Consider the following 23,657-nt stretch of genomic DNA (forward strand, 5'->3'; position numbering starts at 1 on the left):
CTCGGCGCCGCGCGGGGCGGTCCCGCGGGCGCCGCGCGGCGGGGTGTCCGCGGGCACGGGCCGGGCGGGGGAGGGCGGGCGCCGTGCGCCGGAGCCGACGACGCGCGCGCCGTCCGCACCCGGGCGAGGGCGGCCGCCGTCGGGGGCGAAGCTGGGGGGCGGGTCGTCCCTGCGGTCGGCCACGTGCCCTCAGCAGGTCGTCGCGGTCGCGTCCGCGGCCGTGAACGCGTCGACGCCGGGCGTCTTGGTCTCGGTCGGCGTGGGCGCGGCCGGGGTCTCGGGCGCCGCCGGCGGTGCCGCCGGGTCGCTCGCCGGCGGGTCCTCGCCCGCCGGCTCCTGACCGGCGGGCTGCTCGGGCTGCCCGAGCATCGGCCGGTCGGCGGCGATGTTCGCCCAGATCTCGTGCGCCGCGGACGTCCACTCCACGCGGTTCTTGTCGCTGCGCGCAGGGGCCCACGGCACGGTCATGAGCGTGATGTTGTCACGGCTCACCCCGCGCAGGCTGAACGCCAGGCCGGTGAGGTCGGTGACCGACAGGTTGGTCGTGACCGACTGCGTCGCCGCCGACAGGAACTGCATGAGCTGCGCCCCGTCGGTCAGCAGGTTCTTCGAGAGCACCTCGTTCGCGACCGACGCGATGAGGACCTGCTGCCGGCCCGCCCGCATCGTGTCGGACCCGTCGAAGCCCGTGCCGTGACGCGCCCGCGCGTACTGCAGCGCCGTGACGCCGTCCAGCACGTGCGTGCCGGCCGTGATGTCGAGCCCCGTGTAGGAGTCCTTGACGTCGTGCGGGATGCACATCGGCACGCCGCCGATGGCGTTGATCATGTTCTGGAAGCCCGCGAAGTCGACGACCACCACGTTGTCGATCGCGACGCCCGTGTTGGCCTGGACCGCGTTGACGGCGCACGCGGCGGCGGACTCCAGGTCGCCGCCGTTGTCCCACCCGATCGCGAACGCCGAGTTGAACATCGCCTTGCTCTGCGCGCGCGTCGTCTTGCCGTTGGTGAGCGTGCACGACGGGATCTGCACGAGCGAGTCGCGGGGGATCGACACCATCTCGACCCGCGAACGGTCGGCGGACACGTGCACGACGATCGAGGTGTCGGAGCGCATGCCCTCCTCGGCGCCGCCGATCTCGGCGTTCACGCCGTCGCGCTGGTCGGAGCCGAGCACGAGGATGTTCACCGCCTGCCCGGCGTGCATGTCGTCCGGGTCGGGCGGGGTCGTCGGGGTCGGAGCGGCCGCGACGAGGTCGTCGAGGTCGAGCCCGGCGACGTTGTTCGTCAGCCGGGCCGCGAACGCGGCGCCCGACGCGACGCCGAAGACGACCACGCCGCTCACGCCGAGGGCCAGGGCGCGCAGCACGGTGTGACTGCGCAGCGTGCGGGCGTGTCGAGGCGCGCGGGCGCGCCGAGCGGCGGCGTGGCGGATGGTCACGGTTCGATCGTAGGAGAGCGGTCGGGGCGACGAGCGGGAGCGGCGCAGCGACCGAGTGGAGGATTCGTGGAGATGGCGCCGCGAGACGGCGCCATCTCCACGAAAGCGACGGTCAGCGTCCGAGCACCGCGTACTTCGCCTCGGTCGCGTCCTTCTGCGGGCGCCACCACGACTCGTGCGTGCGGTACCAGTCGATCGTCGCCGCGAGGCCGTCCTCGAACGTCGTGTAGCGCGGCTCCCAGCCGAGCTCGGTGCGCAGCTTGGTCGCGTCGATCGCGTACCGCAGGTCGTGGCCCGGGCGGTCGTTGACGTGGTCGTACGCGTCCGGCTGCTGGCCCATGAGGCGCAGGATCAGCTCGATGACGGTCTTGTTGTCCTTCTCGCCGTCGGCGCCGATCAGGTAGGTCTCGCCCAGCCGGCCGTCCTCGATGATCCGCCACACCGCGGAGTTGTGGTCCTCGACGTGGATCCAGTCGCGCACGTTCTCGCCGGTGCCGTACAGCTTGGGCCGCACGCCGTCGATCACGTTGGTGATCTGGCGCGGGATGAACTTCTCGACGTGCTGGTACGGGCCGTAGTTGTTCGAGCAGTTCGAGATCGTCGCGCGCACGCCGAAGCTGCGGGCCCACGCGCGCACCAGCAGGTCGGACGACGCCTTCGTGGACGAGTACGGGCTCGACGGGTTGTACGGCGTGTCCGGCGTGAACTTCGCGGGGTCGTCGAGCTCGAGGTCGCCGTACACCTCGTCCGTCGAGACGTGGTGGTAGCGCACGTCGTGGCGCCGGACGGCCTCCAGCAACTGGTAGGTGCCGATGACGTTGGTGCGCACGAACGGCCACGGGTCGTGCAGCGAGTTGTCGTTGTGCGACTCGGCCGCGAAGTGCACGACCAGGTCCACGTCCTTGACCAGCTGGTCGACGACGTCGGGGTCGGCGATGTCGCCCTTGGCGAAGACCACCTTGCCGTCGACCGGGTCGAGGCTGCGCTCGTCGCCCGCGTACGTCAGCGCGTCGAGCACCGTGACGTGCACGTCCGGGCGCTCACGCACGGTCTGGTGGACGAAGTTGGAGCCGATGAAGCCGGCCCCGCCGGTGACGAGCATGCGCACGGGAAGACCTCCGAGGGGAACGTGAGCACCCAGCCTACCGATGCCGCACGCCCACGTGTGTCGCGATCGACCGGACCCGTTCGCGGACACGCGCACGTCGTCCTTGACTGCCGTCACCCCGTGGCTGACGCTGCGGGGGTCCGACGTCATCCACCACGGGACGGCAGCCATGCCCACGCGTCTCCTCCTCGCCCTCGCCGTCTCCGCCGCGGTCGCCGTCCCCGGAGGCCCCCTCCCCGGGGTCGTCGCTGCGGCCGCCGCCCCGGCCGCGCTCGCGCCCTCCGCGACCTCCACGCCCTCCGGCGTGACCGAGAGCGCCCTCGCGGCGGGCCTCGGGGCGGCCGCCGAGCCCCCCGCGCCCGAACCGTCCGACAGCGCGGCGACGGTCGACGAGCTCCCCCTCGTCGTCGCACCCCGGGACGAGGCGACGCCGGTGGACCCCGACGCCGTGACGTCGGACCGCGACGCGCGGGCGTCGCAGCCCCTCGACGGGACGCCCGCCGGCCCCGAGGACCTGCCGCCCGTGGACGACGACGCACCGGTCGTGGCCGACCTCGTCGACGACGCCGCGCCCGACCGCGTCGTGACGCCCCCCGTGGACACCGCCGACGTGCAGACCGTCGGCGTCACGTGGCCCGCAGGGGTCGAGGCCGCGGACCTGGCGCCGCGCGCGCGCTCGCTGACGGACGGGCAGTGGTCGCCGTGGTCCGACCTCGAGGCGTCGGACCTCGCGCCCGACGCCGGCGGCGTGGACGCGGCGCACCAGCTGCGCGGTGGCACCGACGCCCTGTGGATCGGCGACGCCGACGCGGTCCAGCTCTCGTTCGCCGGCACCGCGGACGGTGGACCGGCGGACATGGTGCTCGCCCTGGTGGGGTCGCCCGAGGTGGAGCCGGACGCGCCGACCGCGACGTCCGCACCGGCCACGTGGCGCGGCGACGACGCCACCGGCGGCGGTGCGACCGTCGTGCAGACGGCGGACGTCCGGACCTCGGCCGTCGCGCCCGCGTCGGTGGCGGCGCCCCGCGTCTACTCCCGTGCGGAGTGGGGCGCGCGCGCCCAGGCCTGCGCGCCGGACGTCGCGCGGACGCTGCTCGCCGCCGTCGTGCACCACACCGCCGGCAGCAACGCCTACGCCTCCGTCGCCCAGGCGATGCAGCAGATCCGCAACGACCAGGCGTACCACATCACGGGGCGCGGCTGGTGCGACATCGGCTACAACTTCCTCGTCGACAAGTGGGGCAACGTCTACGAGGGGCGCGCCAACTCGGGCACGCAGCCCGTGATCGGCGTCCACGCCGGCGGCTTCAACACGTCGACCGTCGGCGTCTCCATGCTCGGCGACTACAGCAGCACGACGCCGTCGGCCGCGACCCAGGAGTCCGTCGCCCGGGTGATCGCCTGGCGTCTCGCGTCGTACCACCGCGACCCGATGAGCACGGTCGGCTACACGACGCAGGGCGGCGAGAACTCGCGGTTCGGGCCCGGGACGATCGCGCTCCCCGTCGTCGTCGGCCACCGGGACACGGCGTACACCGCCTGCCCCGGCAACGGCGGCTACGCGGTGCTCGGCGCCATCAAGAGCCGTGCACGGGCGCTCATCGGCGCCGGGTTCGTGAACCCGGCCACGACGACCACCTCGATGGGGATCGGCGGGTCCGTCTCGGTCACCGGTGGAGTCATCACGGGGGCGAGCTGGTCGCTGGCCGTCACCGACACCCGCACGGGGATCATCGTGCAGCGCGTGAACGGCAGCTCCGGCGCCTCCGGCGGCGGGACGATCGCGACGTGGGACGGCAAGGTCCCGGCCGGCACCGCCGCCGGCCCGGGGACCTACCGCCTCACCCTGACCGGCACCTACGGCGCGACCACGCTGGTCCCGTACGAGACCACCGTCACGGTGACGGGCAGCCAGAACCCGCCGACCGTCGCCCCGGTCCCGCTCACGGGAGACCTGGGGTTCGTCCCCATGACACCCGTGCGGGTCCTCGACACCCGCCCGTCGGCGGGCGCCCTTGGGCCGGCGTCCCGCGTGGACGTGCAGGTCGCCGGGGTGGCGGGCGTCCCGGCCGACGCCAAGGCGGTCGCCATGACGGTCACGGCCGTCAACTCGTCGACCATCACCCACGTGCGTGCCTGGCCCGCGGGCCAGGCTCGCCCCGACGCGTCGGTCCTCAACACCGACCCGGGGCGCACCACCGCGGGGTCGCTCGTGGTCGGCGTCGGCGGCGAGGGCAAGGTCAGCCTCTGGAACAACCTCGGCAGCACGCACCTCGTCGTCGACGTCACCGGGTACTACACGACGGCCTCGAGCACGGGGTACGCGGCGCTCGGAACGGCGACCCGTGTCCTCGACACGCGAGTCTCCGGCGAGGTCGTCCAGCCACGGGTCCGTCGCACCGTGCAGGTCGCCGGCGTCGGAGGGGTGCCGGCGGACGCCACGGCCGTGGCCGTCAACGTCGTGTCCGTCCGGCCGGGCGGGTTCGGCTACGTCGCCGTGGTGCCGAGCGGGGCTGCGGTCGGCACGACCTCGACGGTGAACAACCAGCCGGGGCGGGACACGGCGAACCGTGCCGTGGTCACGCTGACGAACGGCGGCCTCGACGTGTACGTGGACGGGGTCGCGCAGCACGTCGTCGTCGACGTGGTCGGCTGGTACGGGTCGGGCGCGACCACCGAGTTCACGCCCGTCGCACCCGTCCGGGCGTTCGACACGCGCTCCGGCGCGCCGCTCGGGGCGGGCGAGACGCGCTCGCTGGTGGTCTCCGGGTTGCCTGCGGACGCCCGCTCGGTGGCCATGAACCTCACGTCCACGGGCGCGACCTCGGCGGCGACGTACCTGACGGTGTGGGGAGCCGGCGGGCGGCCCGGCACGTCCGACCTCAACGCCGGTGCGGGTCGCGACCAGGCGAACCAGGTCTACGTGTCGCCCGCCGGGGGACGCGTCAACGTGTACAACGACCTCGGCAGCAGCCACGTGGTCGCGGACGTGTTCGGGTACTTCGCCGACTGACCGGGGGCGTCGGGCGCCGCGGGTATGCTGACGCGGCGCTCGCGTCCCCGGACGATCGGAAGTCTCCCCATGTCGCAGTACGACACGACGCTGGACCTGTCGGTGTCGAACACCAGCCACGCCCAGGTGGTCAGCCTGGTACCCGCCGGCAGCGACGTGCTCGACGTCGGCTGCGCCACCGGGTACCTGGCCGAGGCGCTCAACCAGCGCGGCTGCACCGTGAGCGGTGTCGAGTACGACGCGGAGGCGGCCGAGAAGGCGCGTCCGCACCTCGACCACCTCGTGGTCGGCGACCTGAACACGATGGACGTCGACGCTGCGCTCGGCGGCCGCACGTTCGACGTGCTCGTGCTCGCGGACGTGCTGGAGCACGTCCTCGACCCGGTGGACGTGCTGCGCCGACTGCTCCCGCTGCTGCGGCCCGGGGGCTCGGTGGTCATGTCGATCCCGAACGTGGCCCACGGCTCGTTGCGCCTGGCGTTGCTGCAGGGCCGCTGGCAGTACACGGACGTGGGGCTGCTCGACCGGACGCACATCCGGTTCTTCACGCGACGGTCGGTGCTCGAGCTGCTCGCGGACACGGGACTCGCGGCCGCCGAGCTGCGGACGACGACGCGCGATCCCCTGACCGCGGACGTCGAGATCGACGCCGACGCGCTCCCGGAGGGTGTCGTCGACTGGGTGCGGGCCCAGGAGGACGCCATGACGTTCCAGTTCGTGCTGCGTGCGGTCCGCGACGACGCCGAGGCGAGCCTCGGCCGCGCCGTCGCCGAGCGCGAGGCGCTGAGGTCCGAGGTCGCGGCGCTGCGGCGGTCCGCCGAGCTCGCGCACGCGCAGCGCGACGCCGCGGTCGCGTCGCTGCGCGAGGTGCAGGGGACGCGGGCGTGGCGCCTGCTGCGCGTGCCCCGGGCCCTCTACGGCAAGATCCGTGGGGGTGCCCGGTGATCACCATGGTGCGCGAGCTGCGGCAGGCGCCGGAGCTCCTCACGAACCTCACGCGGCGCGAGGTCAAGGGCAAGTACAAGCGGACCGTGCTGGGTCAGCTCTGGTCGCTCGTGAACCCGCTGGCGCAGATGCTGATCTTCACGGCCGTCTTCTCGTTCGTGCTCCGGGTCCCGATCCCGACCGGCAACCCCTCGGGGCTGCACAACTTCGCGGTCTTCCTGCTCTGCGGGCTCCTGCCCTGGGGTTTCTTCGTCAACGTGCTGAACGGCGGCATGGGCTCCCTGGTGGGCAACGAGAACCTCATCAAGAAGGTGGCGTTCCCGCGGGCCGCGCTGCCGCTGTCGAACGCGTTCTCGCTGGTGTTCTCGTGGTCCATCGAGATGGTCGTGCTGCTCGTCGCGCTGACCCTGCTCGGGGCCGCGTCGCTGCTGTGGACGCCGGCGGTGGTCGTGGTGATGGCGCTGCTGTTCCTGTTCGCGTTCGGCGTCTCGCTCATGCTGTCGGTCGCGAACGTGTACTTCCGCGACACGCAGCACTTCGTCGGCATCCTCACGCAGGCGTGGTTCTACGCGACCCCGATCGTGTACCCGACATCGTTGGTCCTCGAGCAGTCCGACAAGCTCGGGCCCCTGCTGGGCTCGTGGACGCTGTACGACTTCTACCGGCTGAACCCCATGGAGCGTTTCGTCGAGCTGTTCCGCGCGCCGCTCTACGACAACGCGTGGCCCCCGCTCGACTCGGTCCTGTACTGCGTGGCCTGGTCCCTGGTGTCCGTGGTCGTCGGCGTCTGGGTGTTCAGCCGGCACGAGAAGAAGCTGGCGGAGGTGCTGTGAGCGAGGCAGCCGTCACGGTCGACGCCGTGACGAAGAAGTTCCGGGTGTACCACGAGCGGAACCAGACGCTGAAGGCCGCCGTCATGCGGCGTCGGCGGTCGGTGTACGAGGACTTCCTCGCGCTCGACGACGTCGGCTTCGAGATCCCCCGGGGCAGCACCTTCGGCCTCGTGGGCGACAACGGGTCGGGCAAGTCGACGCTGCTGAAGTGCCTGGCCCGGATCCTGTACCCCGACTCCGGCACGGTCACCACGCGCGGTCGTGTGGCGGCCCTCCTCGAGGTGGGCTCCGGTTTCCACCCCGAGCTCTCGGGACGTGACAACGTCTACCTCAACGGCTCGATCCTCGGGATGAGCCGCGCGGAGATCGACCGGAAGTTCGACGCGATCGTCGACTTCTCCGGGGTCGAGCAGTTCATCGACCAGCCCGTCAAGAACTACTCGTCGGGCATGTACGTGCGGCTCGGCTTCTCGGTCGCGATCCACGTCGACCCCGAGATCCTGCTGGTCGACGAGGTGCTCGCCGTCGGGGACGCCGCCTTCCAGGAGAAGTGCACCGAGAAGTTCGTCGAGTTCCGCCGCGACGGTCGCACGGTCGTCGTCGTGAGCCACTCGATGCCGTCGCTGCGCAACATGTGCGACAGCGTCGCGTGGCTCTCGCACGGCCGGCTCGTCGAGACCGGCGAGGCGAAGCCGATCCTCGAGCGCTACCTCGACTCGACGCGCACCGACCAGCGGACGGGTGACGCGGGGGAGGTGCGCTGGGGCTCCGGCGAGGCGCAGATCGACGCCGTCGAGCTGGTCGGCCCGACGGGCCCCGCGGCGTCGTTCCGGACGGGCGACGAGGTCACGATCCGCATCAGGTACACCGCGCACCAGCCGATCGCGAACCCCGTCTTCGGGCTCGCGCTCGAGTCGCACGACGGCGTCTACCTGTGGGCCAACAACACGCGCGACCTGGGCCACCGGATCGACCGGATCCACGGGTCGGGCGTGGTCGAGTGCACGATCCCGCGGCTCGCGCTGCAGCCCGGCACGTTCCAGGTCATGGCGTCCGTCGTGGACGAGAGCACGACCCACGTGTACGACTACGTCCGTGAGGGGGCGCGGCTCGTCGTGGACTTCGGGACCCCCGTCGAGTCCGGCGGCTACCTCGCGCTCGACGGGCGCTGGTCGTGACGGCGCCGGCGGTCCCCGCGACGCGCCGACGCGTCCTCGTGGTCACGCTCGACACGATCGCCGACCGGATGGCCGGCCCCGCGATCAGGGCGTGGGAGATCTCCCGCGCCCTGAGCGAGGAGCACGACGTGCGGCTCGTCACGTTCGGGCGCTGCACCCGGGACGGTGACGGGTTCCGTGCGGAGCGTACGACGGTCGAGGCGTTCCGTGACGACGTGGACGCGTCCGACGTCGTGGTCGTGCAGGGCTTCGTCTTCAACGCGTTCGCGTGGTTGCAGGACTGCCCGCAGGTCATCGTCGTCGACCTGTACGACCCCTTCCAGATCGAGACGCTCGAGGTCGACCGGTACAAGCCCGCGGCGGAGCGTGAGCGTGCCCTCGCGTTCGCACTGGGGGAGCTGCGCGACCAGCTGCGGCGCGGCGACTTCTTCCTGTGCGCCTCGCGGCGCCAGCGCGACCTGTGGTTCGGGCACCTGTCGGCGGCCGGCCGGATCAACCCGGACACCTACGACGCCGACCCCAGCCTCGCGTCGCTGCTCACGATCGTGCCGTTCGGCACCTCGGCCGAGCCCCCGACGCAGGCCCGGCACGCGATCAAGGGCGCGACGCCCGGCATCGCTCGCGACGACAAGGTGGTCCTGTGGGGCGGGGGGGTCTACAACTGGTTCGACCCGCTGACGCTCGTGCGGGCGATCGACCGCGTGCGCGGCCGGGTCCCCGAGGTGCGGCTCTACTTCCTCGGCATGAAGCACCCCAACCCCGACGTCCCGGAGATGGCGGTCGCGTCCCGGACGCGCGAGCTCGCCGACGAGCTCGGGCTCACGGGGACGCACGTGTTCTTCAACGACGACTGGGTGCCGTACGAGACGCGCGCGGACTACCTCATGGACGCCGACGTGGGCGTGAGCTGCCACTACCCCCACGTCGAGACGGAGTTCTCGTTCCGCACGCGCATCCTGGACTACCTGTGGGCGGGCATGCCGATCGTCTCGACGGAGGGCGACGGGTTCGCGGACCTCGTGCGGGAGCGCGGCCTCGGGCGCGCCGTCCCGCCGGAGGACGTGGACGCCCTCGCGGACGCCCTCGCGGAGCTGCTCACCGACGCCGAGGCGGCGACCTCGGCGCGGGCCGCGGTCGAGGCGACGGCCCGGGAGTTCACCTGGCCGGTCGTCCTGGCACCGCTGGTCGAGTTCTGCCGTGCGCCTCGTCGCGCCGCCGACGCGCACCGGCTCGCGACGTCGGACCCCGCAGCGCCGGTCCCGGTCGCCGTCCCGCCCGTCGGGCGGTGGCGGGCGCTGCGTGCCGACGCCGGCGCGGTGTGGCGGCACCTGCGGGCGGGTGGCGTGCGCCAGGTGGTCGCGAAGATCCGGTGGCGCCTGGCCCGTCGTCGCTGAGGAGAGCGGGCGCCGGGACGTCGGCGCGCCGCCCCGTTCAGCGCACCGAACGGTGGTTGACGTGCGGGTCGTGCTTCGCCAGCTCGACCGTCTTGTCGACGAGGTACTGGCGCTCGAACGGACGCACGTCCGCGACGCGCGTCGAGCTCTCGTAGTGGTACAGCGTCGCGAAGGGCGTGCAGACGACCGAGCGCCCCGCAGCGACCACCTTGTGGCAGAAGTCCACGTCGTTGAACGCCATCGGGAGCTCCTCGCTGAAACCCCCCAGCTCGAGGTAGAGCTGCCGCGGGACCAGCACGCACGCCGCCGTCACCGCGAGGTAGTCGACGTCGACGATCTTGGCGCCGAAGTGGCTCGCGTCGTCGGCGCCCACCCGGTGCGCGTGCACCGGGAGCCACGCGTCGTCGTGGACGATCCCCACGTGCTGGATCGTGCCGTCCTCGAAGAGCAGCTTGGCCCCGACCGCGCCCACGGTCGGGTCCTGGGCGACGGCCACCATGCGGTCCAGCCACCGCGGCTCGACGACCTCGGTGTCGTCGTTCAGCAGCACGACGAGCTCGCCGCGAGCGAGCCGCACGCCCTCGTTGACCGAGTGCGAGAACGAGAACTCTCCCGAGACCGGGGCGACCGTCAGCCGGTCCCCGGCGATCTCCTGCACCTTGTCGACCACGTCCGCGGGCGTGTTCTCGCTCGTGACGAGGACGATCTCCCAGCGTGGGTACGTCGTGCGCTCGACGAGCGAGCGGACGGCGGTCTCGACGACGAGCACGGACTCGCCGCGCACCTCGCGTCGTCCGCCACCGGTCGGGATGACCACCGAGACCAGCGGGGGCGGGTCGGGGAGCGCTCGCCACACGCGCAGGTAGCCCGCCGGGTGGGCGACCTCGACGTCCGCGGCGACGCCGAGCCGTTCGTAGCGGGCCGCGACCGCGCGCCGTCCCGCCTCGACCACGTCGGGCTGCGTCGAGGGCGGCTGGAGCCGGGTCACGCCGATCACCGGCAGGTGCTCGACGCGGTCGGTCACCTCGGTGACCCGCAGGTGCAGGTCCCACTCGGCCGCCGGGCCGTCGCCGAGGCCTCCCACCTGCTCGACGAGCGTCGAGCGCACCAGGCACAGGCGACCGAGGTAGTCCCAGCCCTCGAGGTAGTGCGGCGCCCAGCCGGGCTTCGTGCAGATGCCCTCGATGCCCGGGGCAGCCCACTGCTCGTCGACGTACAGCACGTCGGTCGCGGGGCGGGCCGTGAGGTACTCGGCCACGGCCGACAGGACCCCCGGCTCGACCTCGTCGCCCGGGGCCAGGAGGCCGACGTAACGGCCCTGCGCTGCGGCGACCCGCGTGTGCAGCGGCCCGGACGTCCACTGCACCCGGCCGGGCAGTGCCGCGTCCACCGCCGCGCGACCGTCGGCGGAGACGCTCGCCGCGTCGGCGACGAGCCGAGCGGGGGCGTCGGGGTCGAGCGCGACGCTCCGGGCGGTGCGCAGGACCGTCGCGTCGTCGCCCCCGGTGAGCAGGACGACCGACAGGAAGGTGCTCATCGCTGGGAGAGGGCCGCGCGCACGAGCCGACCGACGCGTCGGCGCACCCGCCGCGCCACGCCCCGGAGCGTGCCGGACGCCGACCTCGGCGTGCTCTCGAGCCGTGCCTCCAGCTCGCGCACGTAGGCCTCGCGCTCCCGCAGCGCGGCCGTCTGCTCGCGCAGCAGCGCGTCGCGGCGGGCGACCGCCGCACGCAGCACGTGCAGCTCGGCCGTCACGGCATCGAACCGCTGCTGGAGCAGCGGCTCGGCGGTCGTGGCGGCGCGTTCGGCCATGCGTCGGTGCGCGGACTGGTCGTGTCGCGCGAGGTCGGCGTGCCACGTCGCACGGGTCGACGGTTCGGACATGGCCGGAAGACTAGAGCATCCGCGCCGTCCGGGCGTCAGCCGGTGGCGCAACGTCTAGACTCGTCCGGGTGCGTGTCGTCCAGGTGTCTGCCCACTTCCCGCCCAACCTGGTCAGCGGGGGCACGCTGGTTCCGCAGCGGATCGCGCGCGGGCTCGCCGACCGCGGCCACGACGTGCACGTGTACGCCGGGTACCTCGACGAGGACCGCGAGCCGCTGACCGTGTGGACCGAGGACGACGGGCACGGTGTCGCGGTCCGCTGGGTGGTCACCACGCCGTGGACGGCCTGGTCGGACCCGCGCAACAGCCTCAACCCCGCCGTCACGGACGACTTCGAGCGCTGGCTCGCCGACGTGCGTCCCGACGTGGTGCACCTGCACTCGCTGCAGACGCTCGGCGCCGGGCTCGTCGGTGCCGCGCACCGGTCGGGGGCGAAGGTCGTCGTGACGATGCACGACTTCTGGTGGTCGTGCGCGCGGCAGTTCCTCGTCGCGCCCGACATGCGGCCGTGCAGCCTGGTGGTGGACTGCGGGACCTGCCCCTGCGCGGTGGACCACGCGTGGCTCGAGCGCCGCAACGCGCTCCTGGCCGCGGAGCTCGTGCACGCCGACGTCGTGCTCGCGCCGTCGGCGAGCGCCGCACGGGTGCTCGCCGCCAACGGCGTCGACCCCGCACGCCTGGTCGTGGACGAGAACGGCGTGCCGGACGACGACCGTGCGCCGCGAGCCGACCCGGCCGCCACGAGCGGGTCGGACGGGTCGGTGCGGCTCATGTTCGCCGGCGGCAGCGACCCGATGAAGGGCCTGCCGGTCCTGCTCGAGGCGGTCGCGGCCCTGCCGCCCGACGGCTGGACGCTCGACCTGTACGGCGTCGACCCCCGCGTCGCGCGCGGCGCGGGTCCGCTGCCCGCCGCCGTGCGCTTCCTGCCGGCGTACGACCGCGCGTCCGTCGCGGGCGTCATGGCGACGCACGACGTCCTCGTGCTGCCGTCGGTGATGCGGGAGTCGCACTCGATCGTCACGCGGGAGGCGCTCGCCGCGGGGCTGGCGGTGGTGTGCACCGACACGCTCGGACCCGAGGAGGTCGTGGAGGACGGCGTCAACGGCGTCGTCGTGCCCGCGGCCGACGCCGAGGCGCTGGGCACGGCACTCGCGCGGCTCGCGAACGACCCGGCGCTGGTCGCCCGTCTGCGCGGCGGGAAGCGCGACGTGCCGATCCGCGACTTCACGGACCAGCTCGACGGCCTGGAGGGCCTGTACACCGACCTGGTCCGCCCGTCGCACGAGGAGGAGGACCGCGTGTCCGAGCTGGACGCCCTGGACGCGGAGGACGCGCTGCTGCAGCGCGTGCTGTTCGTCGTCGGGATCCGTGGTGCCGCGCTGCGGTACCGCGGGTTCCTGCCCGCCGAGGCGCTGCGCCTGCGTGGCGTGCACGCGGACGTCCGGCACTACCGCGATCCCGAGGTGCCCCGGCTCGCCGCCCGGGCCGACGCCCTGGTGCTGTATCGCGTGCCCGCGACCACGCAGATTCTGCAGGTCGTCGAGGACGTGCGCGCGCGCCCCCGACCGGTGCCCGTCCTGTTCGACATCGACGACCTGATCTTCGACCCCGCGCTCGAGGGCCAGGTCCACGGGCTCGACGTCCTGTCGCCCGAGGAGCACGCCCTGTGGTGGCGCGGCGTGGCGCGGTACCGCACCACCATGGAGCTCGCCGACGCGTACGTCGGGAGCACCGAGCGTCTGTGCGAGCACGCCACGGCGACGACCGGGCTGCCGGCGTTCCGGTTCGCGAACGGCGTCGGCGTCGACCTCGCCCGGCAGAGCGACCGCGCCCGCGGCCGCGCCCGCGCGGCGGGGCCGCTGAGGATCGGCTACTTCTCCGGGACGAACACGCACGACGCCGACTGGGCCGTCGTCGAGCCCGCGGTCGCGCGCGTGCTGGCGCAGCGTCCCGACGTCGAGCTGTGGATCGGGGGATTCCTCACCACCGGCGCCGCGCTCGAACCGTACGCCGACCGGGTGCGTCGCCTGCCGATGCTGCCCTGGTACGAGCTGCCCGGCCGGCTGCGGGACGTCGACGTCAACCTGGCCCCGCTCGTGCTCGACAACACCTTCAACGAGGCCAAGTCGGCCATCAAGTGGCTCGAGGCGGCGCTCGTCGAGACGCCCACCGTGGCGTCGCCGACGCAGCCGTTCCGCGAGGCGATCGAGGACGGGCGGACGGGGTTCCTCGCGGCCGACGTCGACGCGTGGGAGAGGGCGATCGGCGACCTGCTCGACGACGCGCTGCTCCGTCGCCGGGTCGGCGCCGCGGCACGTCGTGAGGCGTTGCTCCGCTGGGGACCGCACGCTCAGGCGGGCGCGTACCTCGACGCGCTCCGGGGGGCGGCGGCCGTGCGCCGCGCGCACGGGCCGCGCCGGTCCACGGGCTGGGTGCCGGTCCAGGACGACGAGCCGTTCGACGTCGCCGAGGGGTGGATCGACGCGCACCCCGGGATCCCCGACGACACGCGGGCGCGTCTCGTCGCGCGGGCGGCCGGGCTCCCCGGGGGACGGCAGGCCCTGGCCGCCGCGCGCGTCCTGCGCGCCGGCGGGCCGTCGGCGCTCGCCAGGAAGATCGCCGACCGGGCACGCGCCGCGCGCTGAGCGTCGGGTCGACCCTGCCGGACATGCCGGGGCGATCCGCCCACGTGCGGCGTGAGGTGCCCGACGGCGACCTGGGGTCCCTATCCTGGGGCATCCCCGCCGCCCCACCCCGAGGACCTGCCGTGAACCTCCTGCGCCGTCTGACCGCCACGGTGGTCGCCGCCGTCCTCACCGGGGTCGCGCTCGTCGCGGTCGCGCCGGCCGCACTGGCGGCCGAGGTGTACCCGGCCCCGGCGTCCGGGTCGTGGACCGTCGACGGGCGCGCCTTCGGGCACGGCCGCGGCATGTCGCAGTGGGGTGCGCAGGGTGCGGCGCTGCAGGGCCGCACCGCGGCCGAGATCCTGGCGTTCTACTACCCGGGCACGACCACGGGGTCCATCGCCGGCGAGTACGTCAAGGCGACGCTCGCGGCGTTCGCCCCCTCCGACACCGTGACCGTCTGGAGCCCCGCGAACCGCAGCATCCGCATGGGGGAGCTCAACAAGGAGGTGGTGCTGCCGCCCGGGCGGTGGACCATCACCGTGGCCGGCCAGGACATCACGGCGGTGAAGCGGGACGTCGTCAACGGGCCGATCGTCGACCGCCGGAGCTACCGCGGCGTGCTGCGCCTCGAGTCGCAGAACGAGGTCGGCATGATCATCGCGAAGAACCAGTCGGACACCACCGGGCGCTGGTACCGCGGGGACCTGCGGATCGAACCGACCTCGGGGGCCGCGTTCAACGTGACCAACAGCCTGCCGATCGAGGACTACCTGCGCAGCGTCGTGCCGCGCGAGTCGCCTGCGAGCTGGCAGCCGGCGGCGCTGCAGGCGCAGGCGGTCGCCGCGCGCTCCTACGCCTGGTGGAAGGTCCGCAACGGCCAGGTGCTGTGCGACACCACCTCCTGCCAGGTGTACTACGGGCGGGGCGTCGCGAACGCCGCGGGTGCGCTCACCACCTCGTACGAGGACGCGCGGACCGACGCCGCGATCGCGGCGACGGGCGGTCAGATCCGGCTGTGGAACGGTGCCGTCGCGTTCACCGAGTTCTCCTCGTCGAACGGCGGCTGGACGGCCGCGGGCTCCGTGCCCTACCAGGTGGCCAAGGCCGACCCGTGGACCGGGACGGCGCCCGGCGACACCGTCACCTCCTGGACGGCGGAGCTCTCGGTCGCGCGCGTGGCGCAGTCCTGCCCGGCGAACGGGACCCTGCGCACCATGGTCGTCACCGGGCGTACCGGCAACGGGCCCCTGGGCGGCAGGATCTCCCAGGTCCGGCTCGAGTGCTCGACAGGGAACGCGACGGTCAACACCCCCGCCTTCGGCCTGCGGTCGAGCTGGTGGCAGCCCCGCGCCACCGCACCGGTGCTGGGATCGCCGGCCGTGTCGGCGGCGACGATCGACCACGGCGGCCAGGTGAGCGTCGGCGTCACGCCGAACGTCGCGATGTCCTGGACGCTGACGGTCGTCGACCGCAGCACGAACCGCCAGGTCCTGCGCACGACCGGCAGCGCACAGGCCGGCGTCAGGTTCAACGCCACGTGGTTCGGCACGTACGACGGACGCGCGGCGTCCGACCCGCAGTTCGTCGGTCCGGGCAGCTACGCGCTGACGCTCGTCGGCACCGACGCCGCAGGCCGGACGTCGAACGTCGTGACCACGACGGTCGCGGTCCGCCAGCCCGCCGACGCGGCACCGCCCGCCGCCGTCCCGCTGGTCGGGGACGGCGGGTACGTCCCCCTCACCCCTGCTCGCCTCGTCGACACCCGGACGACCTTCCAGGCGCTCGGCTCCGGTGCGCGCGCGGAGGTGCCCGTGCTGGGGCGCGGGGGCGTGCCGACGTCCGGCGTGACGGCCGTCGTCCTCAACGTCACGGCGGTCGGGACGAGCGTCGCCGGGCACCTGCGGGTGTGGCCGGCGGGCAGCGCGATGCCGAACGCCTCCGTGCTCAACACGTCGCCCGGCCGCACGCAGGCCAGCCAGGTGACCGTCGGTGTCGGCGGCGCCGGCGCCGTCAGCGTGTTCAACGCGATCGGCACGACCCACTACCTGGTGGACGTGCTCGGCTACTACACGTCGAGCACCGCGACGTCGGCGCGGTACGTCGCGGTCGACCCGGTCCGGGCCATGGACTCCCGCACCGCCGCCGCGATCGCGCCCGGCGCGACCCGCTCCGTCGACGTCGCCGCCGCGCTCGGGCTGCCGGCCTCCTCGCTGAGCGCCGTCACCGTGAACGTGACGACGACCCGGGCCACCGGCAACGGGTACGTCGTGGCCTACGGCTCGGGCGCGCTGCCGTCGACGTCCACGGTCAACCTGGTGCCCGGCGCGGACATCGCGAACCGCGCCGTGGTCCCCGTCGTCGACGGCCGGATCACGGTGGCGGTGCAGGGCTCGTCCAGCCACGTCGTCGTCGACGTCGTCGGCTGGTACGGCACCCGCGGTGCGACGACGGGCGCGCTGTTCACACCGGTCCAGCCGGCCCGCGTCCTCGACACGCGCGCCGGAGCGCCGGTCGGGCCGACGGGCCAGGTGCAGGCCACGGTGACCGGCGGTGCGGTCCCCGTCGACGCGACGGCCGTCGTCGGCACCGTGACCGCCGTCGACCACACGGCGCCCTGGACGCACGTGCGGGTCTGGCCGGCGGGTCGCCCTCTGACCGGGACGTCGGACCTCAACGCGACGCGCGGGTTCACGCAGGCGAACGCCGTCGTCGTGCGCGTCGGGGACGGGGGAGCCGTGCGGCTCTACAACGACCAGGGCACGACCCACCTGCTCCTCGACGTGGCGGGCTACTTCCGCTGAGGCCGCGGGGCCCGGCGGGGACCCGACCGCGGTGCCGGGCCGCGGCCCGGCGGGACCCGGCGGGGCACCGCCGGTCGGCCGTGCCGGGCCGATCCCGACGGACCGACCCCGCCGCGGCGGTGTCCCGCGCCCGGTGGCCCGGGCCGGGGATCGGTGCCGACCGACCGACCGGCCGTGCCGACCGACCGTCCAGGCCCGCCGTCAGGCGGGCGGGGTGCCCGAGGGGCGGGAGTCCGAGTCGTCGGCGGGCTGCTGCTCGTCCTGCGACCGCAGGTCCTCGACGTCGAGACGCAGCAGCGCGATCTCCTCGGCGAGCGTCCGGGTCTCCTCCTCGAGCTGGGAGATCTCGACGCTGAACTGCACGCACACGATCAGCAGCACCACACCGCTGACGAGGAACAGCAGGTTGACGGGCGTCTGGACGCCGAGCAGCGTCGCGAGCCACGTCAGGACGGACGGCACGGCGCCGACGGTGACCACCGCCACGGCCAGTGCGATCCATGACGCGGCGTACTTCTCGCGGATGCGGCGTGACCGCAGCAGGTAGCCGATCGTGCCGACGGTCAGGGCGCACACGACGAGCGCCGTCAGGTAGCCCCTCACGCCTTCACCTCCGCCGCGGCGTGCAGCCGGGCACGTGCGGTGTGGCTCGACGGCCGGCTGAGCGCGATCACGAGGGCGAGCACGGCGCGCCCGAGGAAGATGGCCGCGTGCACCGGGCTGTGGGACGGCCTGCCGCCCTGCCGGGGCCGCATCGCGACGGGCACCTGCACGATCTCGAGGCCGGCGCGGGCGGCGATGACCAGGGACTCCACGGTGTCGCCGAGGTACTCGGCGGGGTACTCCGCGGCGAACAGCTCGACCGCGCGAGGCCCCGCGAGCTTGAAGCCCGACGTCGTGTCCGTCAGCCGGGTCCCGGTGACGCGTGACAGGACGCGCGCGAGGACACGCATCGCCGCACGGCGCGGGCCGCGGGCCTCGTACGAGCCCGCACCGGCGAACCGCGCGCCGATCACGACGTCGGCGCCGTGCTCGTGCGCCGCGCCGAGCAGCGCGGGGATCGCGGCCGGGTCGTGCTGCCCGTCGGCGTCCAGCTGCACGACCGCGTCGTAGCCGTGGCGCAGCGCGTACTTGAAGCCGGCGCGCATCGCACCGCCGACCCCGAGGTTGATGGGCAGGTCGAGCACGGGGACGCCTTCGGCGCGCGCGACCTCCGCGGTGCGGTCGCGGGACCCGTCGGAGACGACGACGACGTCCGTGGCGGACAGGGACTGCTCGGTGGCGCAGACGGCACGGACCTCGCGGAGGACACCCGGGAGAGCGTCCTCCTCGTTCCATGCCGGGATGACCACGAGCACGCGATCGAGGCTCGGGCGTGACACCCGTGCAGCGTACTCGTCACGCGGCGGCTGCGAGGCGTGGTCGCCGCTCACGCGGCTCGCCGAGCGCGCAGCACGGGTACCGCGGCGACCGCCGCCCCGGCCCCGGCGACCACGACGAGGCAGACCAGCGTCGTCCACCGGCCGTCGACCGCCCGGCTGACCACGAACGACAGGGCGCCCGTGCCGGCCGCGAGCGCGAGCGCGCGCAGCAGCTCCCGGGGGCCCACGCCCGACCCGGGCGCGACCAGGCCTCGCGAGCCGCGCACCAGGACCACGAGGGCGGCCACCGAGGCGAGGATGCCCGCGGCGGCGAGCCCGAGCATGCCTCCCACGACGGCCAGTGCCACACCGGCGACGATCTTCACGGCGGCGTACACGACGTACGAGCGCGTCTCGATGCCGGGGCGTCCGGCGGCGCGCACCACGACGGCGCGCGCGTTGCCGGCGAGCGTGACGACGAAACCGGCCGCCAGCAGCGCCGCGAGCGGTGTGATCGCACTGACCTCGGGACCGAGCCATGCCGTCGCCGCGAACGGCAGCACCCCCAGCGCGAGCGCCCCGAACGGCAGCACCAGGCGCAGCCACCCGCGCTCGGCGCTCGCTCCGGCGGCGGCCAGGCCGGCGGGGTCCCGGCCGGCCTGCACGCTCAGCGAGGTGAAGACCGGCGTGAGCAGCACGGTGGGGGCGAGGCACGCGGCCGCGACGAGCGGTGCGGCCGCGGAGACGCTCGCGAGCGCGGCGGTCGACAGCATCACGCCCGCGATCACCACGTCGAGCTCGCGCTGCGCCACGAAACCCAGCGCGGACAGCTGGTTCCGCCACGAGTACGCCCACAGCTCACGGGTCTGCGCGCGGTCGGTGGGGCGGCGGACCTCGCGCAGCAGGTGCTGCCGGCACAGGACGACGCCCAGGAGGACGGCGACCCCGGCGTCGGCGAACGACGCGAGGAGCAGGCCGGGCAGGCCCTGGTCGGTGAGCAGGGCCCACGCGATCCCCCCGGCCAGGACCGCACGCGCCGCGAGCGACTGCACCGCGACCGCGACGAACCTCGAGTGCGCCGCGAGGTAGGAGCTGAACGCGAGCGCCACGAGCTGGAGCACCGCGAGCGTGCCGGCGTGCCGGAAGAGCAGCGCGGCGTCCGCCCGGACGGCGTCGGGCACGTCGACGACCGCCAGGACGCCCCGCGAGATCCAGGGCCCCAGCGCGACGACCGTCACCAGCAGTCCGGCCAGCACCAGCAGCACGGACGCCGTGATGCGCCCGCCGAGCCGGGCGTCCTGCTGACCGCGTGCGATCCCGTGGTACCGCTGCATGATGCCCACGACGCCGAGGTCGGCCGTGAGCAGGAGGTTGATCGTCGTCATCATGAGCGCCCACGCGGCGTACGCGGAGTCCCCGAGCCGGTCGAGCACGAGCGGCGTCGCCAGGAGCTGCACGCCGAGCGGCGCCATACGCGCGACGGCGACCAGCAGCGCGTCCCGCCGGTACGAGGTGGCCGCGGCCGTCGGGGACGTCACCGTGCACCGCCCGGTCGCATCGCCGGGTCGGAGCGCCCCGACCACCCGTCCCGGGCGCCCCGCGCCAGCGTCGCCAGACGGCGGAGGCGGGGCGGCTCGAACAGCAGCACGGTGAGCGCGACGTACGCCTGCAGGGCGGCCGAGGTCGCGACCCACACCGGTTCGCGCCGCCAGTGCTCGCGCGCGAGGACCGTCCCGTTGCGGGCGGTCCAGTACAGACGCCACGTGGCGTGCGACGTCGAGCGCAGGCGGAAGGGTCCGACGCCGCGCCACCGGGTGTCCCCGAGGCTGTGCGGCAGCCGCACGGTCGCGTCCTGCACGACGCGCCAGCCCGCGCCGCGCACGCGCAGGCACAGGTCCTGGTCGACGCAGTCGACGAAGAAGTCCTCGCGGAAGGGGCCCACGGCGTCGAGCGCGGCGCGTCGGACGACCATGCCGGAGGTGATGACGACGGGCAGGTCGGCGAGCGGGGCGCGGTGCGTCGCTCGCGGGTCGAGCGGCCGGTCGGCGTCCGCGTCCCACGGCACCGGCCCGACGACCCCGATCCGCGGGTCCGCGTCCAGCCGGGCGGTGAGCCGCTCGACCAGTCCCGCGGGCACGGCCGAGTCCTGGTCGAGCAGCAGGAGGTCGTGCTCGGGCGACGCCTCGTGCACGCCGAGGTTGAGCGCCCCGGCGAGGCCCAGGTTCGTGCCGGGACGCAGGACCTGCGCGACGTCCGCGACGGCGGGCAGCGCGTCGACGCCGGGCTCGCCGGCGGGCGTGTTGTCGACGACCACGACGCGGGCGCACTGCGAGCCGGCCGACCGGACGACCTCCGTCAGCCGGTCGTCCGGCCGGAAGGCGGTGACGACCGCCGTGACCGCGGGGTTCACAGCACCCTCCGGACGAGTCGCCACCACAGCCGCAGGACGCCCTGCAGGGGCGCGGCGGCCGCGGGCAGGGGGAACTGCGCCGAGTCGAACGTGTCGGTCATGAGGTGCGCCAGGTCGCGGTCGGGCACCGTGCGGGAGCGCTGCACGGTGCGGCGCCGTCGCGCGACGACCCCGGGGTGGCGCAGCACCCAGCCCCAGCCGCGCAGCTTCTGCCGCCCCCAGCCCTGCGCGGTCGCGACCGCGAGCATGGCCACGTCGAAGGCGAGCAGCGGGACCGCCAGCAGCGCCAGGGTGCGGGCCTCGTAGGTCGTCAGCACGAACAGCAGCCGGTTGCGCTCGAGCAGGTACATCTTGAGGGGCGACCGGCCGAACTCGAAGTGGTGGACCGCGCTCGCCGCCGGCACGTACCGCACGGTGCGCCCGTGCTGCCACGCCCGCCAGGACAGCTCGAGGTCCTCGAGGTACGCGAAGTACTCCTCGGGGAACCCGCCGAGCTCGTCCCACAGCGCGCGGTCCACCGCGACGAGCGCGCCGCTGGCCGACGCGACCTCACGGCCGGTCGCGTGGGCCGCGACCGGCTCGTCGAGGCCACCGGCCCAGCACAGCCCGAGCACGTGCAGCGGGTTGCCCGCCGAGTTCACGCGGTCGGGGTCCGACGCGAGGCGCACCAGCCCGCCCGCGACGCCGAGGCGTGGGTCGTCCGCGAGGGCCGTGACAAGCGTGGCGACCGCGTCCGGCGCGACGACCGCGTCGGAGTTGACGAGCACGAGAGGACGGCCGGACGTTCCGGCCGCCGCGGTGTTCATCCCGCCCGTGAACCCGAGGTTGCTCCCCGGGACGACGAGCCGCACGCGCGGGTCCGGCGGGAGCGTCGCCACGGCGTCGGTGGTGCACCCGTTGTCCACCAGCGTCAGGCGGACGTCGACCCCCTCGGACGCGAGGACGGCGGCGACCGCCTCGTGGAGGTACGGCTCCGCGCCGAAGGCCAGCATGAGCACGTCGGCGGCGCCGGCGGTGGCCGTCGCGCCGTCGTGCCGTCGTGGGTCGGTCATCGGTCCTCCTGGAGCCGTCCCGTGCGGCCGCGGGCGCCGTCGAGCAGCCCGCGCAGCAGGAGCCGCGCGCGTCGCGCGCGCGGGGCCACCGCCAGCACGTAGAAGCCGGTGTACTTCGTGATCCACGCGAGGTAGCCCACGCGCCACGCCACGGGCAGCAGGCCCGAGCGCACCAGCAGCACGGTGTTGCGCGCCATGTAGTAGTTCCGCACGGGGGAGTGGATGTGCACGTCGCGCTCGCGCCCGGGGATCCGCTGCACGCGGTCGCCGAGGGCGTGGCCGAGCTGCGCGCCGACCACGCCGAACAGCCCGTAGCCGGCGTGACGCGCCCGCAGGCCCCACTCCAGGTCGACGTGGTCGATGAACCACGCGGCGTTCATCGGCCCCACCTCGTCGAGCGCGGCGACGTCCAGGAGGCAGCCCGAGGCGATGAGGAACGTCGCCGGTGCGAGCGCGCCGTCCTCGTCCGGGAGCAGCGCGCGTCGCGGGCCCCAGCGGTGGTCCGAGAAGAGCAGGGCGGCTCCGGCGTTGCGCTCGTCGACGGTCACGGGGCCGACGGCCGCGACGGGCCCGTGCTCGGCGCGCGCCCGCGCGAGGCCCGCGACGAGGCGCGCGACCATGTCGGCGGCCGGCACCGAGTCCTGGTCGGACAGCAGCACGGCCCGGGCCCCGAGCTCCCGCGCCCGCGCGATGCCGCGGTTCTGGGCCTCGCCGATGCCGAGGTTGGCGTCGAGGGTCAGCAGCTCTCCGCCGATGGCCGCGAGCTCGGCCCGCAGCGCGTCGACCGTCCCCGCGGGGCTGCCGTTGTCGACGACGACGACGTGCTCGACCTGCGGTGCGAGCGCGCGCAGCAGCACGGACGTGACGGCGACCTCGGGCTGGAACGTGACGACGACGGCGACGACCCCGCGGGCCGCCGTGTCAGGCACGCAGGCTCGCCAGGAACGCCTCGACGTCCGCGTGGCGGGGGAGCAGGCCGTCGGCCTGCGCCTGCACGAGCGTGGGGGCGGCCTCGTCCTTCTCGGAGAGCTGCGGCGTGAGCGGCCGTCCGTCGCGTCCCGTGGTGGGCCAGTCGATGCCGACGGTGGGGTCGAGCGGGTGGATGCCGTGCTCGCGCCCGGGCGCGTAGCCCGCCGAGCACAGGTAGAGCACCGTCGAGTCGTCCTCGAGGGACATGAACGCGTGGCCCAGGCCCTCGGCGAGGTAGATCGCGCGGCGGTCGACGTCGTCGAGCAGCACCGAGTCCCACTGCCCGAACGTCGGGGAGCCGACGCGGATGTCGACGACGACGTCGAGGACCGCGCCCCGCGCGCACGTCACGTACTTCGCCTGGCCGGGGGGGACGTCGGCGAAGTGGATGCCGCGCACGACGCCGGCCGCGGACACCGACAGGTTGGCCTGCTGGAGGTCGAACGCGTGGCCCGCGGCGTCCGCGAACGGCGCCGCCTTGAACCACTCGAGGAAGACGCCTCGCGGGTCGCCGAACTGCTTCGGGGTGATCTCCCACGCCCCGGGGACGGCGAGCTCGCGGTACTGCACGGCGGTTCTCCTTCGGTCGGTCGCCGCGCGGTCGTGCGGCCGGTCCAGCGTACCGGGGCCGACTAGGCTGGC

The 23,657-nt window shown here is 74.3% G+C and carries 18 protein-coding genes; 7 read left to right on the plus strand and 11 right to left on the minus strand.

The annotated features are described in order from the left end of the window. Positions 1–189: 189 nt before the first annotated feature. The gene (locus E4A51_RS01425) at positions 190–1,440 is read right to left on the minus strand and encodes an LCP family protein (protein WP_233421098.1); all 1,251 of its coding nucleotides are present in this window, start codon (positions 1,438–1,440) and stop codon (positions 190–192) included. 112 nt (positions 1,441–1,552) lie between these two features. Beyond that, entirely contained in the window at positions 1,553–2,548 is a 996-nt protein-coding gene (gene rfbB / locus E4A51_RS01430; RefSeq protein WP_070319479.1) for a dTDP-glucose 4,6-dehydratase, read from the minus strand. Between the two features lie 304 nt (positions 2,549–2,852). On the opposite strand from rfbB, the gene E4A51_RS01435 reads away from it, so the two are divergent. The 5 genes from E4A51_RS01435 (at position 2,853) to E4A51_RS01455 (ending at position 9,911) form a co-directional block, all read left to right on the plus strand. Then, on the plus strand, positions 2,853–5,561 hold the full coding sequence (locus E4A51_RS01435) for an N-acetylmuramoyl-L-alanine amidase (RefSeq protein ID WP_167748793.1): 2,709 nt from the start codon (positions 2,853–2,855) through the stop codon (positions 5,559–5,561). Between the two features lie 69 nt (positions 5,562–5,630). Then, positions 5,631–6,506, plus strand: a complete 876-nt coding sequence (locus tag E4A51_RS01440) for a bifunctional 2-polyprenyl-6-hydroxyphenol methylase/3-demethylubiquinol 3-O-methyltransferase UbiG (protein ID WP_070319477.1) — start codon at positions 5,631–5,633, stop codon at positions 6,504–6,506. Between the two features lie 5 nt (positions 6,507–6,511). Then, positions 6,512–7,339, plus strand: coding sequence for an ABC transporter permease (locus E4A51_RS01445; RefSeq protein ID WP_070319483.1), 828 nt, complete (start codon positions 6,512–6,514; stop codon positions 7,337–7,339). Continuing rightward, positions 7,336–8,517, plus strand: a complete 1,182-nt coding sequence (locus tag E4A51_RS01450) for an ABC transporter ATP-binding protein (RefSeq protein ID WP_226239113.1) — start codon at positions 7,336–7,338, stop codon at positions 8,515–8,517. Before E4A51_RS01445 ends, E4A51_RS01450 begins: the two co-directional genes overlap by 4 nt. Next, positions 8,514–9,911 carry a glycosyltransferase gene (locus E4A51_RS01455; RefSeq protein WP_233421097.1) on the plus strand — a complete coding sequence of 466 codons (1,398 nt, stop codon included), beginning with the start codon at positions 8,514–8,516 and terminating at the stop codon, positions 9,909–9,911. Before E4A51_RS01450 ends, E4A51_RS01455 begins: the two co-directional genes overlap by 4 nt. A 37-nt stretch (positions 9,912–9,948) precedes the next feature. On the opposite strand, the gene E4A51_RS01460 is transcribed toward E4A51_RS01455, so the two are convergent. Further along, positions 9,949–11,448 carry a glycosyltransferase gene (locus E4A51_RS01460; RefSeq protein WP_070319475.1) on the minus strand — a complete coding sequence of 500 codons (1,500 nt, stop codon included), beginning with the start codon at positions 11,446–11,448 and terminating at the stop codon, positions 9,949–9,951. Continuing rightward, a complete protein-coding gene (locus tag E4A51_RS01465; protein WP_070319474.1) occupies positions 11,445–11,795 on the minus strand; it encodes a hypothetical protein in 351 nt (116 codons plus the stop codon). Before E4A51_RS01465 ends, E4A51_RS01460 begins: the two co-directional genes overlap by 4 nt. Positions 11,796–11,863: 68 nt before the next feature. Between E4A51_RS01465 and E4A51_RS01470 the strand changes: the two genes are divergently transcribed. Then, the gene (locus tag E4A51_RS01470) at positions 11,864–14,440 is read left to right on the plus strand and encodes a glycosyltransferase (protein ID WP_070319473.1); all 2,577 of its coding nucleotides are present in this window, start codon (positions 11,864–11,866) and stop codon (positions 14,438–14,440) included. 122 nt (positions 14,441–14,562) lie between these two features. Further along, on the plus strand, positions 14,563–17,223 hold the full coding sequence (locus E4A51_RS01475) for a SpoIID/LytB domain-containing protein (protein ID WP_167748794.1): 2,661 nt from the start codon (positions 14,563–14,565) through the stop codon (positions 17,221–17,223). A 201-nt stretch (positions 17,224–17,424) separates the two neighbouring features. Here E4A51_RS01475 and E4A51_RS01480 read toward each other — a convergent pair whose 3' ends face one another. The 7 genes from E4A51_RS01480 to E4A51_RS01510 are packed head-to-tail and all read right to left on the minus strand — an operon-like array spanning position 17,425 to position 23,585. After that, positions 17,425–17,826 carry a DUF2304 domain-containing protein gene (locus E4A51_RS01480; RefSeq protein WP_134850688.1) on the minus strand — a complete coding sequence of 134 codons (402 nt, stop codon included), beginning with the start codon at positions 17,824–17,826 and terminating at the stop codon, positions 17,425–17,427. Further along, complete coding sequence (locus E4A51_RS18630) at positions 17,823–18,605, minus strand: glycosyltransferase family 2 protein (protein WP_070319470.1); 783 nt, start codon at positions 18,603–18,605, stop codon at positions 17,823–17,825. Before E4A51_RS18630 ends, E4A51_RS01480 begins: the two co-directional genes overlap by 4 nt. 47 nt (positions 18,606–18,652) lie before the next feature. Further along, positions 18,653–20,122 carry a hypothetical protein gene (locus E4A51_RS18635; protein ID WP_156442036.1) on the minus strand — a complete coding sequence of 490 codons (1,470 nt, stop codon included), beginning with the start codon at positions 20,120–20,122 and terminating at the stop codon, positions 18,653–18,655. After that, positions 20,119–20,994 (minus strand): glycosyltransferase, encoded by an 876-nt coding sequence (locus E4A51_RS01495; protein ID WP_167748795.1) that lies wholly within the window; start codon positions 20,992–20,994, stop codon positions 20,119–20,121. Before E4A51_RS01495 ends, E4A51_RS18635 begins: the two co-directional genes overlap by 4 nt. Then, positions 20,991–22,046, minus strand: a complete 1,056-nt coding sequence (locus E4A51_RS01500; RefSeq protein WP_134850691.1) for a glycosyltransferase family 2 protein — start codon at positions 22,044–22,046, stop codon at positions 20,991–20,993. Before E4A51_RS01500 ends, E4A51_RS01495 begins: the two co-directional genes overlap by 4 nt. Further along, the gene (locus tag E4A51_RS01505; RefSeq protein WP_134850692.1) at positions 22,043–22,975 is read right to left on the minus strand and encodes a glycosyltransferase family 2 protein; all 933 of its coding nucleotides are present in this window, start codon (positions 22,973–22,975) and stop codon (positions 22,043–22,045) included. Before E4A51_RS01505 ends, E4A51_RS01500 begins: the two co-directional genes overlap by 4 nt. After that, positions 22,968–23,585 (minus strand): dTDP-4-dehydrorhamnose 3,5-epimerase family protein, encoded by a 618-nt coding sequence (locus tag E4A51_RS01510; protein WP_070319465.1) that lies wholly within the window; start codon positions 23,583–23,585, stop codon positions 22,968–22,970. Before E4A51_RS01510 ends, E4A51_RS01505 begins: the two co-directional genes overlap by 8 nt. Between the last annotated feature and the right edge of the window lie 72 nt (positions 23,586–23,657).

Source organism: Cellulomonas sp. HD19AZ1 (assembly GCF_004535805.1).
Lineage (GTDB): Bacteria > Actinomycetota > Actinomycetes > Actinomycetales > Cellulomonadaceae > Cellulomonas > Cellulomonas iranensis.